The following is a 14,778-nucleotide window of genomic DNA, read 5'->3' as shown; positions in this document are numbered from 1 at the left end:
GCTGGGTCGCCTCCGCGGTGCCCGAGTCTACCCCCGATAACATGGATCAGTGACTCCCGCAGAACTCGCCGAGGTCGTCCTCGCCGCAGCCCACGCCGTCTTCGACGAGCGGGGACTGGACCGCGCCGCGCTGCCCGCGCAGACCACCGTCGAGCGACCCCGTAATCCCGATCACGGTGACTACGCCTCGACGCTGGCGCTCCAGCTCAGCAAGAAGGTGGGCGTACCGCCGCGGGAACTGGCGACAGCGCTGGCCGACGAACTGGCCAAGGCGCCGGGGATCAAGTCGGTGGAGATCGCCGGACCCGGCTTCCTGAACATCCGCCTGGACGCGGCCGCCGCCGGTCAGCTCGCCAAGGTCATCGTCGAGGCCGGTCCGGCGTACGGGCGCAGCGACACCCTCGCCGGTCAGCGGATCAACCTGGAGTTCGTCTCGGCGAACCCGACCGGCCCGGTGCACATCGGCGGGGTCCGCTGGGCGGCCGTCGGCGACGCGCTGAGCCGTCTGCTCCGCGCCACCGGCGCCGACGTGGGCACGGAGTACTACTTCAACGACGCCGGCTCCCAGATCGACCGGTTCGCCCGCTCGCTGCTGGCCGCCGCGAAGGGCGAGCCCGCGCCGGAGGACGGCTACGGCGGCGCGTACATCGCGGAGATCGCCGCCGAGGTGGTCCGGCGCCGGCCGGATGTGCTCGACCTCACCGAGGACGCCGCCCAGGAGGTGTTCCGCAACGAGGGCGTCCAGCTGATGTTCGCCGAGATCAAGTCCTCGCTGCGCGACTTCGGGGTGGAGTTCGACACCTACTTCAACGAGAAGGACCTGCACGACGGGGGCGCGCTGGACGCGGCGCTGGACCGGCTGCGGGAGCAGGGCCACGTCTTCGAGTCCGAGGGCGCGACCTGGCTGCGCACCACCGAGTTCGGCGACGACAAGGACCGGGTGCTGCGCAAGTCCAACGGCGAGTGGACGTACTTCGCCGCCGACTGCGCCTACTACCTGAACAAGCGGGAGCGCGGCTTCGACCGGGTCGTGATCATGCTCGGCGCGGACCACCACGGCTACATCGGCCGGATGAAGGCGATGTCCGCGTGCTTCGGCGACGACCCGGCGCGCAACCTGGAGATCCTCATCGGCCAGCTGGTCAACCTGGTCCGCGACGGCGCCCCGGTGCGGATGAGCAAGCGGGCCGGCACCGTGGTCACGCTGGAGGACCTGGTCGACGCGATCGGCGTGGACGCCGCCCGGTACGCGCTGGCCCGCTACTCGGCCGACTCGCCCATCGACATCGACGTGGAGCTGTGGACCCGGGCCAAGAACGACAACCCGGTCTACTACGTGCAGTACGTCGCGGCGCGTACCGCAGGGGTGGCCCGCAACGCGGCCGAGATCGGGCTGACCCGTGGCGACGCCGCCGCGTTCCAGCCGGAGCTGCTCGGCCACGACAAGGAGAACGAGCTGCTCAAGGCGCTCGCCGAGTTCCCGGCGGTGGTGGCGACCGCCGCCGAGCTGCGCGAGCCGCACCGGGTGGCCCGCTACCTTGAGGAGAGCGTCGCGCAGGCGTACCACCGGTTCTACGACAACTGCCGGATCGCCCCGCAGGGCGACGAGGAGATCACCGACACCCACCGGGCGCGGCTCTGGCTCAACGACGCCACCCGGGTGGTCATCGCCAACGGCCTGCACCTGCTCGGGGTGTCCGCGCCGGAGCGGATGTAGCGCCGTGCGGGCTCACGAGGCGGGCGCGCTGCACGGCGAGATCGGCACCCGGGGGCCGGCCTGGCTGCGTACCCCGGTCGACGTCAACGCCCTGGTGCCGCAACTGTGGCCGCGCAACGTGGCGCGCGGCCCCGGCGGCGCGCTCACCGTCGCGGGCCTGGACGTCCGCGACCTGGCCGTCGAGTACGGCACCCCGGCGTACGTGCTGGACGAGGACGACCTGCGCGAGCGCTGCCGCGAGTTCCGGGCGGCCTTCCCGGACGCGGACGTCTACTACGCCGGCAAGGCGTTCCTGTGCCGCGCCGTGGTCCGGATGATCGCCGAGGAGGGCATGTTCCTCGACGTCTGCACCGGCGGCGAGCTGGCCACCGCGCTCTCGGCGGGGATGCCTCCGGAGCGGATCGGCTTCCACGGCAACAACAAGTCGGTGGCGGAGCTGACCCGGGCGGTGGACGCCGGCGTGGGCCGGATCATCGTCGACTCGTTCACCGAGATCGACCGGCTCTCCGAGCTGGCCCGCGAGCGCGGGGTACGCCCGAAGGTGCTGGTCCGGGTCACCGTCGGCGTGGAGGCGCACACCCACGAGTTCATCGCCACCGCGCACGAGGACCAGAAGTTCGGCTTCTCGCTCGCGGGCGGTGCCGCCGCGGCGGCCGCGTTCAAGATCCTCGACGATGACGTGCTGGAGCTGCGCGGCCTGCACTCGCACATCGGTTCGCAGATCTTCGACGCCAGCGGCTTCGAGGTGTCCGCCCGCCGGGTCCTCGCCCTCCAGTCGCAGATCCGCGACGCCCGGGGCGTGGAGCTGCCCGAGCTGGACCTGGGCGGCGGCTTCGGCATCGCGTACACCACCCAGGACGACCCGGCGTCACCGCACGATCTGGCGAAGCGCCTGCGCAAGATCGTCGACGGGGAGTGCGCGGCGGAGAACCTCGCCGTGCCGCACCTGTCGGTCGAGCCGGGTCGCGCGATCGTCGGCCCGGCAGTGTTCACGCTCTACGCGGTCGGGACCGTCAAAGACGTGGATGGCCTGCGGACGTACGTGAGCGTGGACGGGGGGATGAGCGACAACATCCGTACCGCTCTCTACGACGCCTCGTACTCGGCCACGCTGGCGAACCGCACGTCAGCCGCACAGCCGATGCTCGCCCGCGTGGTGGGAAAGCATTGTGAGTCGGGGGACATCGTGGTGAAGGATGAATTCCTGCCCGCTGACGTGCAGCCCGGAGATCTTGTCGCGGTGCCCGGCACCGGGGCCTACTGCCGGAGCATGGCGAGCAACTACAACCATGTCCCGCGGCCGCCGGTCGTCGCCGTCCGCGAAGGTCGGGCGCGGCTGATCGTCCGCCGGGAGACCGAAGACGACCTGCTGGCATTGGATGTGGGATGACCTCACCGGTTCGCTTGGCGCTGCTCGGCTGCGGCACTGTCGGCAGCGACGTGGTCCGGCTGCTGCACGAGCAGTCGGAAGACCTCGCCGCCCGGATCGGCGCCCCGCTGGAGATCGCCGGGATCGCCGTACGCCGGATCGGCCGTGACCGCGGCGACCTGCCGGTCGACCCGGCGCTGTTCACCACCGACGCGCTCGGGCTGATCAAGCGCGACGACGTGGACGTGGTGGTCGAGGTGGTCGGCGGCATCGAGCCGGCCCGGGGCTGGCTGGTCGAGGCGCTGCGCGCGGGCAAGAGCGTGGTCACCGCCAACAAGGCGCTGCTCGCCGAGGACGGCGCCGCGCTGCACGACGCCGCCGCCGAGGGTGGCGCCGACCTCTACTACGAGGCCAGCGTCGCCGGGGCCATCCCGCTGCTGCGCCCGCTGCGCGAGTCGCTGCACGGCGACCGGATCACCCGGGTCACCGGCATCGTGAACGGCACCACGAACTTCATCCTCTCCGCGATGGACGCCACCGGCGCCGGGTTCGCCGAGGCGCTGGAGGAGGCCACCGAGCTGGGGTACGCCGAGGCCGACCCGACGGCCGACGTGGAGGGCTTCGACGCCGCCGCGAAGGCCGCCATCCTCGCCTCGCTGGCGTTCCACACCCGGGTGACCGCCGCCGACGTGCACCGCGAGGGCATCACCGAGGTGACCGCCGCCGACGTGGCCAGCGCCAAGGCCATGGGCTGCACGATCAAGCTGCTCTGCATCGCGGCCCGGGGCGTCGACGCGGAGGGCCGGGAGACCGTCAACGTGCGGGTGCACCCGGCGATGATCCCGCTGACGCATCCGCTCGCGAGCGTGGGGGACGCGTTCAACGCGGTCTTCGTCGAGGCCGACGCCGCCGGGCAGCTCATGTTCTACGGCCGGGGCGCCGGTGGCGCGCCCACCGCCAGCGCGGTGCTCGGCGACGTGGTGGCGGTGGCCCGCAACCGCCTCGCCGGGGTGCACGCGGCGAGCGAGTCGGCGTACGCGGACCTGCCGGTGCGGCCGATGGGCGAGGCGCTCACCCGCTACCACATCAGCCTCGACGTGGCCGACCGGCCGGGTGTGCTGGCCGGGGTGGCGGGCGTCTTCGCCCGGCACGAGGTGTCCATCGCCACCGTCCGTCAGGGCCCGGCCGGCGGTGACGCGGAACTCGTTATCGTCACCCACGTCGCGCCCGACGCCGCGCTCGCGGCCACCGTGCGTGAGCTGCGCGGACTCGACATCGTCAGGTCGGTGACGAGTGTGCTTCGGGTGGAGGGCGGCGCGTAACCCACGCGTCCCGCCTGATGGTTAGAGCAGGGTGTGCCGGTGGCCGGGCGGGCAGGCTGGTCCACGCTGTTGGCAGGCCCCGGAGCGGGGCGACAGAGGCGAGGAGCACGACATGTGGCGGGGACTGATCGAGGCGTACCGGGATCGGCTGCCGGTCACCGGGGCGACTCCCGTCGTCACCCTGCACGAGGGCAACACGCCGCTGCTGCCGGCGCCGGTGCTCTCCGCCCGGGTCGGCGCGGACGTGTGGCTCAAGGTCGAGGGCGCCAACCCGACCGGCTCGTTCAAGGACCGCGGCATGACCGTCGCGGTCTCCAAGGCCGTCGAGGCCGGTGACAAGGCGATCATCTGCGCCTCCACCGGCAACACCAGCGCCTCCGCCGCCGCGTACGCGGCCCGCGCCGGGATCACCTGCGCGGTGCTGGTGCCGCAGGGCAAGATCGCGCTGGGCAAGCTGGCCCAGGCGCTCGTGCACGGCGCGAAGCTGCTCCAGGTGCAGGGCAACTTCGACGACTGCCTCGGGCTCGCCGGCAAGCTCGCCCAGGACTACCCGGTCGCGCTGGTCAACTCCGTCAACATCGACCGGCTGCACGGCCAGAAGACCGCCGCCTTCGAGATCGTCGAGGCGCTCGGCGACGCGCCCGACATCCACTGCCTGCCGGTCGGCAACGCCGGCAACATCACCGCGTACTGGATGGGCTACTCCGAGGACCTGCGCGACGGCAACGCCACGAAGGCCCCCCGGATGTACGGCTTCCAGGCGGCCGGCGCCGCCCCGATCGTCACCGGTCAGGTGGTGCCGGAGCCGTCGACGATCGCCACCGCCATCCGGATCGGCAACCCGGCGAGCTGGACGAAGGCCATCGACGCGCGGGACGCCTCGGACGGCCTGATCTCGGCGGTCACCGACCGGGAGATCCTGTCGGCGTATCGGCTGCTGGCCCGCGAGGTGGGCGTCTTCGTCGAGCTGGGCAGCGCGGCGAGCGTCGCCGGTCTGCTCCAGCAGGCCGAGGCCGGCCGGGTGCCGGCCGGGTCGCGGGTGGTCTGCACGGTCACCGGGCACGGCCTGAAGGACCCGGAGTGGGCCATCTCGACCGCGCCGGCGCCGGTGACCATCGCCAACGACGCGCTGGCCGCCGCCCGCTCCCTCGACCTGGTCTGATCTCTCCCTCCCCGCGACGTTCCCCTTCCTTGATCGACTCCAGTTCGGGGAGGTGGCGGGGTCGGGGTGGGTGGGATGCAACCACTTCGGCGAAGTGGAGTGGATCAACAACCGGGTGACGTGCTCACGGGCGGGATCGGAGTGGGCTGGACGCCGTCACCTCGGCGAAGTGGCGTCGACCAAGGCGGCAACGGACGACCCCCGCAGCGCGGCGGTGTCATCGGCTGGGGCGGATGTCGGGAGTGTCGGGGCGTGCGGCAGACTCAGACACCCCCCTGCCGGACACCTCTCCAGGAGTGAGTAACGCCGATGTCGCTGCTCGCCAGATTCAGCCTCGCCAACCGGGGGCTGATCGCCCTCGTCGCGTTGGTGACCACGGCCTTCGGCCTGTTCGCCGTGCCGTCGCTGAAGCAGCAGCTCCTGCCGTCGCTGGAGTTCCCCGCCGCGTTCATCGTGGCGACGTACCCGGGCGCCGCGCCGGAGATCGTGGAATCCCAGGTCGCCGAGCCGATCGAGAACAGCCTCAAGGGCATCCCGGGCCTCGACGAGGTCACCTCGACCTCCCGTGAGGGCGCGGCCACGGTCCAGGTGCAGTACGAGTTCGGCACCGACCTGGACGACGTCGTGAACAAGATGGAGACCGCGCTCAACCGGATCGACTCCCAGCTCCCCGAGGGCGTCGACCCGCAGGTCATCGCCGGCAGCACCGACGACCTGCCCGCAGTGGTGGTCGCCGCGACCGGTGACGGCGACGAGCGGGCGCTGGCGGAGAAGCTGCGCAACGCCGTCGTACCGGAGCTGGAGGCGCTGGACGGCGTCCGCTCGGTGGACGTCACCGGTGCGCGCAACCAGGTCGTGACGATCACGCCGGACCCGGCGAAGCTGGCTGCCGCCAAGGTGGCGCCGACCGCGATCGCGTCGGCGCTCAAGAGCAACGGTGTGGCCGTGCCGGCAGGTGCGCTCGCCGACGGCGACCGGTCGCTGCCGGTGCAGGTGGGCACGCCGATCCGGACCGTCGACGACCTGCGCGGCATCGTGCTGACCACGGCTCCCGCCGCCCCGGTACGCCTCGGCGACGTGGCCGCCGTGGAGCAGCAGCTCGCCCCGGCCACCTCGTTCACCCGGACCAACGGCAAGCCCAGCCTCGGCATCGCGGTGACCGCCGCGCCGGACGGCAACGCGGTGGAGATCTCGCACGAGATCCGGGACCGGCTGGACGAGCTGTCGGAGGCCTCCGGCGCCGAGCTGACGGTGGTCTTCGACCAGGCCCCGTTCGTCGAGAAGTCCATCGAGAGCCTGACCACCGAGGGCCTGCTGGGCCTGGTCATGGCCGTCGTGGTGATCCTGGTGTTCCTGCTGTCGGTGCGCTCCACCGTCGTCACCGCGGTGTCCATCCCACTGTCGGTGCTGGTCGCGCTGATCGTGCTCTGGTCCGGCGACTACTCGCTGAACCTGCTCACCCTCGGCGCGCTGACCATCGCCGTCGGCCGGGTGGTGGACGACTCCATCGTGGTGCTGGAGAACATCAAACGCCACCTGGAGTACGGCGAACCGAAGCGGGACGCGATCCTGACCGCGGTACGCGAGGTGGCCGGCGCGGTGACCGCGTCCACGCTCACCACTGTCGCCGTGTTCGCGCCGATCGCCCTGGTGGGCGGCTTCGTCGGGCAGCTGTTCGCGCCGTTCGCGATCACCGTGACGGTGGCGCTGCTCGCGTCGCTGCTGGTGTCGCTCACAGTCATCCCGGTGCTGGCGTACTGGTTCCTGCGGCCGCGCGGCGGCGCCGACGACGCCGCGGCCCGGCGGGAAGCCGAGGAGAAGGAGCTGCGCAACCCGTTGCAGCGGGCGTACCTGCCGGTGATCGACTTCGCCACCCGCTCGCGGAAGACCCGCTGGGCCACCGTGGGTCTCGGGCTGCTCGTGCTGCTCGGCACGTTCGGCCTGGCGCAGAAGCTGGAGACGAACTTCCTGGACGACTCCGGCCAGGACACGCTCGCCATCCGGCAGGAGATGCCGGCCGGCACCTCGCTCGCCGGCACCGACCGGGCCGCCGCGCGGGTCGAGGAGGTGCTGCGGCGTACGCCGGGGGTGGAGACCTACCAGGTCAGCGCCGGTGGTGGGGATAACCCGTTCGCGGGCGGCGGCAGTGACCGGGCCACCTGGTCGCTGTCGCTGTCCGACGACACCGACGCCGCGGCGGTACGGCAGGACCTGCGCAAGGAGTTCGACGCGCTCGGCGCGGAGGTGGGCGAGCTGACGTTCGGCGGCGGGCAGAACGCCTCCGCCAACCAGGTCGAGGTGGTCGTGCAGGCCGCCGACCAGGAGACGCTGACCCGGGCGGCCGAGGCGGTACGGGGCGCGATGGCCGGCACGCCGGGCGTGGAGGACGTCACCAGCAGCCTGGCCACGCAGGTGCCTCGCGTCGAGGTGACTGTGGACCGGGTGGCGGCGGCCCGCGCGGGTCTCACCGAGGCGGCAGTCGGGCAGCTCGTCGCGCAGACGTACCGGGGTGCGCCGCTCGGGCAGGTGACGCTCGACGGTACGGCGCAGAGCGTGGTACTGAGCAGCGGCGCCCGGCCGCCGCTGACCGTCGACGAGCTGAAGGCGCTGCGGGTCGGCGCGGTGCCGCTGGACGCGATCGCCGACGTCGAGCAGGTCGACGGCCCGCAGCAGGTGACCCGGATCGACGGGGAGCGCAGCGTCTCGGTCACCGGCACGGCGACCGGCTCGAACCTGGGCGCCACCACGCAGGAGCTGCAGAAGCGGCTGGACGCGCTGGACGTGCCGGGCGCCACGTACGTGATCGGCGGCGTCAGCGCCGACCAGGCGGACGCGTTCGCGGACCTCGGTCTCGCGGTGCTGGCGGCCATCGCGATCGTCTTCCTGATCATGGTGGCCACGTTCCGCAGCCTGACCCAGGCGCTGATCCTGCTGATCTCGGTGCCGTTCGCCGCGACCGGCGCGATCGGGCTGCTGCTCGTCACCGGCACGCCGCTGGGTGTGCCGGCGCTGATCGGCGTGCTCATGCTCGTCGGCATCGTGGTGACGAACGCGATCGTGCTGATGGACCTGATCAACCAGTACCGGGCCCAGGGCATGGACGTGACCGAGGCGGTGGTGGAGGGCGGCCGGCGTCGGCTGCGGCCGATCCTGATGACCGCCGTTGCCACCATCTTCGCGTTGCTGCCGATGGCGCTCGGCCTGACCGGCGAGGGCGGCTTCATCTCCAAGCCGCTGGCGGTCGTGGTGATCGGTGGCCTGCTCAGCTCGACGCTGCTGACGCTGGTGCTCGTGCCGACGCTCTACACGATGGTCGAGCACACGAAGGGCTCGTTCCGGAACCGGCGGCGGGGCGGCGCTCCCGAGCCGGTCGGGCCGAAGCCGGAGCCGGACCCGGTGCCGGTGACGGTCGGCGGCGGGGAGCGCGCCGAGGAGCGGGCCGTGGTGGCGCCGCCGCCGGCCCGCCCGTCGGGCGCGCTGGTCGACGGCACCGACCAGTTCGAGGTGCTCCGCCTGCCCAAGAGCCGCCAGTCGCCGCTGCCGCCGACCGAGTGACGGACCGGGAGGGGCCCGCGCGGGCCCCTCCCGGCACCTCGGCGCGCGGGACACACCGGAACCGGGCCGGGCGGTACGCTCAGTGAGCTGATGCCTACTTTCGGTTCGGGGGTGCGATGGCGGGGGGTGCGGGCCGGTGGGATCGGCGTGCCGTGCTGCGCCGCTCCGCACTGCTGCTCGGCGGGGCCGTGGTCGGCTCGTTCGCGACCGCCGAGAGCACCTGGGTGGCCGACCGCCGGCTTCCGATCGCGGGCGGGCCGGCGAGCGCCACGCTCGGCAACCGCCACCAGGACGTCGGCACCGGCGGGGTGCAGGTCGTCTGGGGCGTCCGCACCGAGGAACCCCTGGTGGCGCTCACCTTCGACGACGGCCCACGCCCACAGTGGACCCCGATGGTGCTCGACACGCTCGCCGAGCACCGGGTGCCGGCCACCTTCTTCCTGGTCGGTGAACGGGCCCGCGAGCACGCCGCGCTGGTCCGCGGCCGGATGGACGTCCACGAGGTCGGCAACCACAGCTGGGCGCACCGCGACCTGGCCCGGATGGACGCCGCGACGGTCTACGACGACCTGCGCCGCAGCCACGACGCGATCACGGCGGCCACCGGCTCGGCGCCCCGGCTGCTGCGCCCGCCGTGGGGGCACCTCGGCGGGTCGGTGCTGTACGCGTCGGCCCGGCTGGGCTACCGCCTGGTGCTCTGGACGCTTCAGATGGTCGAGAGCGAGTTCCCGCACGACCCGGCCGGTCACGCCCGGCGCATCGTCGCCGACGTACGCCCCGGCACGGTCCTGCTCGGCCACGACGTCGGCAACGACACCCGGCTCGTCGCGCTCCGCGGCCTGCCCGACATGATCAACGGTCTGCGGGCCCGGGGATACACCTTCGTCACGGTCTCCGACCTGCTGCGCCGCGCTGCCGCCACAGGGGCGGCCCGGTAGGGTGCCCGCGTGTCACCCACCCTGTCGGTCCTGGTCCGCAACCGCGACTTCCGCCACCTGTTCCTCGCCGAGCTGGTCGTCTTCGGTGCGGACTGGTTCGTCATGGTGCCGCTGCTGGTGCTGCTGCCCGACCTGACCGGCAGCGGGGTCTGGGGCGCGCTGGTGCTGGCGGTGGACACCGGCACGACCGCGTTGCTGCTTCCGTACGCCGGAACGATCGCCGACCGGTTCGACCGCCGCAAGGTGATGATGGTGGCCAACGTGGGCGCGCTGGCCGGGGTGCTGCTGTTGCTCGGCGTGCGCAGCGCCGGTACGGCGTGGCTGGCGCTGGCGGCGATCGCGCTGGTGGCGGTGGCGAAGGCGTTCTACTCGCCGGCCGCCCAGGCCGCGCTGCCGAACGTGGTCGACCCGGAGGACCTGGCCGCCGGCAACGCGGTCGCCGGGTCGGCCTGGGGCACGATGACAGTGGTCGGCGCCTCGCTCGGCGGGATCCTGAGCGCCGCGGCCGGCCCGTACGCCAGCTTCTGGGTCGCCGCCGTCGGCCTGGTCGCCGCCGCGGGCCTGGCCGCGTTGATCCGCCGGCCGTTGCAGGCCCCGCGCGACCCGACGGCGACGGTGCCGCGCACGTGGGCGGCGATCCGGGAGGCGCTGCGCTACATCGCCCACCGCCCGCGCGTGCTGGCGCTGGTGACTGTCAAGTCGGCGGTCGGCCTGGGCAACGGCGTGCTGACCGTCTTCCCGCTGCTCGCCGGGGTGTACGGGGTCGGCGCGGTCGGCGCCGGTCTGCTCTTCGCCGCCCGCGGCGCCGGGGCGCTGGTCGGCCCGATCATGATGCGCCGGGTGCTGAGCAACCGGGCCTGGCTGCTCACCGGCCTGGCGATGTCCATGTCGTTGTACGGCCTGGCCTACCTGGGCGCGTCGGTGGTGACCTGGTTCCCGCTGGTGCTGGTCCTGGTGTTCCTGGCCCACCTGGGCGGCGGCAGCAACTGGGTGCTGTCCAACTACGCATTGCAGGGCGAGGTGCCGGATCGGCTCCGGGGCCGGGTCTTCGCCACCGACATGATGCTGGCGACGCTCGCCATCGCGGTCAGCCAGCTCGTGGTGGCGCTCGTGGTGGACCGGGTGGACGAGCGCACCGTGCTGGCCGGCTGCGGCCTGGTCACCGTCGTGTACGCGATCGGCTGGCGGTTCGCCACCCGGCGGCTCTCGCTCACCGACCCGGTCGACACGCCGACCCCCGAGCGCACCGGCTGACACGCCGGTCCCACGCTCCGGGCGGTCCGGCCGGGCTGTCGGGGTGACGTCCTAGCATGAGCCGGTGCCGACCACATTCACCACCGGCCCGGTGCGGGTCCGGGTGCCCGCGACCAGCGCCAACCTGGGCCCCGGCTTCGACGCGCTCGGGCTGGCCCTGGGCCGCCACGACGACGTCACGGCCGAGGTGACAGACGGCGGCGTACGGGTGTCGGTCACCGGCGAGGGCGCCGGCGAGCTTCCGTCGGACGAGCGGCATCTGATCGTCACCGCCATGCGGGCCACCTTCGACGTGCTCGGCGCGCAGCCGGCCGGCCTGGCGCTGGAGTGCATCAACCGCATCCCGCAGGCCCGCGGTCTCGGCTCGTCGTCGGCGGCGATCGTGGCCGGGGTGCTGGCGGCCCGCGCGCTGGTTGCCGGCGGCGAGCGGCGGATGGACGACGACGCCGCGCTGCGCCTGGCGGCCGAGCTGGAGGGGCATCCGGACAACGTCGCGCCCTGCCTGCTCGGCGGCTTCACCATCGCCTGGACCGAACCGGGTGGCGCGCGGGCGGTCTCGCTGCCGGTGGCGCCGGCCGTGCGCCCGACCGTCTTCGTGCCCGCCGAGCGGGGTCTGACCGCGGTGGCCCGGGCGGCGCTGCCGGCCACCGTGCCGCACGCCGACGCGGCGTCGAACGCGGGCCGGGCGGCCCTGCTGGTGCACGCGCTGACCGCCGATCCCGCGCTGCTGCTGCCGGCCACGGTCGACCGGCTGCACCAGGAGCAGCGGGCGCCGGGGATGCCGGCCACGGCGGCGCTCGTCGCTGAGCTGCGTGCGGCGGGTGTGGCGGCTGTGGTCAGTGGGGCGGGGCCGACCGTGTTGGCGCTCTCCGAGGTCCCGGCGGGATTCCGGCTGGGAACAGATTGGCGCCGGTGGGAGTTGCCGATAGATGTCAGCGGTGCCCGGGTCATCCGGGGTAGACTTTGACACGCCGAGCGGGGCCCTGTTGCCGCAGGTCGGACGAGGCGATTACGCTCTAGACCTAGCACAGCCGCGAAGCATGCGATCTTCCTGCGGTTCGGCGCACCCCCGAAGCTCTCGGCGGTAGCCCGTCACCCCTGCTCAAGGCCCACGCCGCACCGCAGTTTCCACAGGTCGCCGCAGACGGCGAGACCTGCTCACCGATGGTGGTGAGTCGGGAAACCACCGGCTGCTGTGTCACAGACTCCCGCGACGCGTCCATGCGAGGCGGGTGCACCGAGGCCGCCCGGCCACCTGGTTCCACGACTCCGGGCAGCCCGGCCTATCGAGGGAAGGAATCCATTGAGCGACACCACCGACGTGACGTCGGATGTTTCCAACGTCGCTGGCGATGCCACCACCGCCGCCCCCACACGCCGCCGGCGGAGCGGCACCGGTCTGTCGGCGATGCTGCTGCCGGAGCTGCAGAGCCTGGCCGCTTCGCTCGGCATCTCTGGTACCGCTCGCATGCGTAAGGGCGAGCTGATCAGTGCCATCACCGAGCGGCAGCAGGGCGGCGCGGCCGGAACCCCTCGACCGCGAGCCGAGGTGGCGGCTGCTGCTGCTCCCGCCCGTGAGGAGGTGCACGCGGAGGTCCGTGAGGAGCGGGCCGAGGCACGCCCCGCCGAGCAGGCGCCGGCCGCCGAGGTGACCGAGGGTCGTACCCGCGGTCGCCGCAGCCGGGCCGCCGCCGCGACCACCGAGGCCCGACCGGCCGAGGCGCCGGCGACCGAGGCGCGGCCGGCCGAGACGACGCGCGCCGAGGAGGCGCCCGCCGAGACCGGCGAGCGCGCCGAGCGTGGCGGTGACCGGGCCGAGCGCGGTGAGCGCAACGAGGGCCGGGGCCGTGAGCGTGGCGGTGACCGGGCCGAGCGTGGCGGCGAGCGGGCCGAGCGTGGCGGCGAGCGGGCCGACCGTGGCGGCGACCGGGCCGAGCGTGGCGGCGAGCGGGCCGACCGTGGCGGTGACCGGGCCGAGCGCGGTGAGCGCAACGACCGTGGTGACCGCGCCGAGCGTGGCGAGCGGGGCGACCGCAACGACCGCAACGAGCGGGGCGAGCGCGCCGAGCGCAACGACCGGAACGAGCGCGGCGACCGTAACGACCGCAACGACCGGGGTGACCGTAACGACCGTGGTCAGCGCGCGGAGCGGGACAACGACGGCGACGACGACGGTGAGGGCGGCGGCCGGCGGGGCCGGCGCAGCCGGTTCCGGGACCGTCGTCGCGGCCGCGGCGAGCGGGGCGAGGGTGACAGCGGTGGCGGCCGTGAGCCGCAGGTCGGCGAGGACGACGTGCTCGTCCCGGTCGCCGGCATCATCGACGTGCTCGACAACTACGCCTTCGTCCGGACCACCGGCTACCTGGCCGGCCCGAACGACGTGTACGTCTCGATGTCCCAGATCAAGAAGTACGGCCTGCGCCGCGGTGACGCGATCACCGGCGCCGTGCGGGCCGCGCGGGACGGCGAGCAGCGGCGCGACAAGTACAACCCGCTGGTCCGGCTGGACACCATCAACGGGATGGAGCCGGACGAGGCGAAGCGCCGGCCGGAGTTCTACAAGCTCACGCCGCTCTACCCGCAGGAGCGCCTGCGGCTGGAGACCGAGCCGCACATCCTCACAACCCGGGTGATCGACCTGGTCATGCCGATCGGCAAGGGCCAGCGGGCGCTCATCGTGTCGCCGCCGAAGGCCGGTAAGACGATGGTGCTGCAGGCGATCGCGAACGCGATCACCCGCAACAACCCGGAGTGCCACCTGATGGTGGTGCTCGTCGACGAGCGGCCGGAAGAGGTCACCGACATGCAGCGGTCGGTGAAGGGCGAGGTCATCGCGGCCACGTTCGACCGTCCGCCGCAGGACCACACCACAGTGGCGGAGCTGGCGATCGAGCGGGCGAAGCGCCTGGTCGAGCTGGGCCACGACGTGGTCGTGCTGCTCGACTCGGTGACCCGGCTCGGGCGGTCGTACAACCTGGCGGCGCCCGCCAGCGGCCGGATCATGTCGGGTGGTATCGACTCCACCGCGCTCTACCCGCCCAAGCGCTTCCTCGGCGCGGCGCGCAACATCGAGAACGGCGGTTCGCTGACCATTCTCGCCACCGCGCTGGTGGAGACCGGGTCCATGGCGGACACGGTCATCTTCGAGGAGTTCAAGGGCACGGGTAACGCCGAGCTGAAGCTGGACCGGAAGATCGCCGACAAGCGGGTCTTCCCGGCGATCGACATCAACCCCTCCGGCACCCGCAAGGAGGAGGTCCTGCTCGCGCCGGAGGAGCTGGCGATCATCCACAAGCTCCGCAAGGTGCTGCACTCGCTGGACTCGCAGGCGGCGCTCGACCTCCTGCTGGACCGGCTCAAGCAGTCCCGCACCAACATCGAGTTCCTGATGCAGATCGCGAAGTCCACTCCGGGCGAGTGAGCTGACGGTTCCGACGAACGAGGGGCACGGCCGCATCGGC

Annotated in this window: 9 protein-coding genes; all 9 read left to right on the top strand. The window is 72.9% G+C overall.

The window, feature by feature from the left end; all coding sequences use genetic code 11:
- The first annotated feature begins 49 nt into the window (after positions 1-49).
- The gene (gene argS / locus O7611_RS23140) at positions 50-1,717 is read left to right on the top strand and encodes an arginine--tRNA ligase (protein ID WP_194800566.1); all 1,668 of its coding nucleotides are present in this window, start codon (positions 50-52) and stop codon (positions 1,715-1,717) included.
- A 4-nt stretch (positions 1,718-1,721) separates the two neighbouring features.
- Positions 1,722-3,107, top strand: a complete 1,386-nt coding sequence (lysA, locus tag O7611_RS23135) for a diaminopimelate decarboxylase (protein ID WP_269697567.1) — start codon at positions 1,722-1,724, stop codon at positions 3,105-3,107.
- Entirely contained in the window at positions 3,104-4,408 is a 1,305-nt protein-coding gene (locus O7611_RS23130) for a homoserine dehydrogenase (RefSeq protein ID WP_194800568.1), read from the top strand. Before lysA ends, O7611_RS23130 begins: the two co-directional genes overlap by 4 nt.
- A 112-nt stretch (positions 4,409-4,520) precedes the next feature.
- Positions 4,521-5,570 (top strand): threonine synthase, encoded by a 1,050-nt coding sequence (gene thrC, locus O7611_RS23125; RefSeq protein WP_135241817.1) that lies wholly within the window; start codon positions 4,521-4,523, stop codon positions 5,568-5,570.
- A gap of 309 nt (positions 5,571-5,879) precedes the next feature.
- The gene (locus O7611_RS23120; RefSeq protein WP_194800569.1) at positions 5,880-9,125 is read left to right on the top strand and encodes an efflux RND transporter permease subunit; all 3,246 of its coding nucleotides are present in this window, start codon (positions 5,880-5,882) and stop codon (positions 9,123-9,125) included.
- A gap of 116 nt (positions 9,126-9,241) precedes the next feature.
- Positions 9,242-10,063: a polysaccharide deacetylase family protein gene (locus tag O7611_RS23115; protein ID WP_194800570.1), complete on the top strand. Its 822-nt coding sequence runs from the start codon at positions 9,242-9,244 to the stop codon at positions 10,061-10,063.
- Positions 10,064-10,072: 9 nt separating this feature from the next.
- A complete protein-coding gene (locus tag O7611_RS23110; protein WP_194800571.1) occupies positions 10,073-11,317 on the top strand; it encodes an MFS transporter in 1,245 nt (414 codons plus the stop codon).
- A 64-nt stretch (positions 11,318-11,381) separates the two neighbouring features.
- The gene (gene thrB / locus O7611_RS23105; protein WP_194800572.1) at positions 11,382-12,284 is read left to right on the top strand and encodes a homoserine kinase; all 903 of its coding nucleotides are present in this window, start codon (positions 11,382-11,384) and stop codon (positions 12,282-12,284) included.
- Between the two features lie 336 nt (positions 12,285-12,620).
- Complete coding sequence (rho, locus tag O7611_RS23100) at positions 12,621-14,738, top strand: transcription termination factor Rho (protein ID WP_269697566.1); 2,118 nt, start codon at positions 12,621-12,623, stop codon at positions 14,736-14,738.
- The last annotated feature ends 40 nt before the right edge of the window (positions 14,739-14,778 follow it).

Origin of the sequence: Micromonospora sp. WMMC273 (assembly GCF_027460285.1) — a bacterium.
GTDB lineage: Bacteria > Actinomycetota > Actinomycetes > Mycobacteriales > Micromonosporaceae > Micromonospora > Micromonospora aurantiaca.
This window is presented reverse-complemented; position numbering and strand designations above follow the sequence as displayed.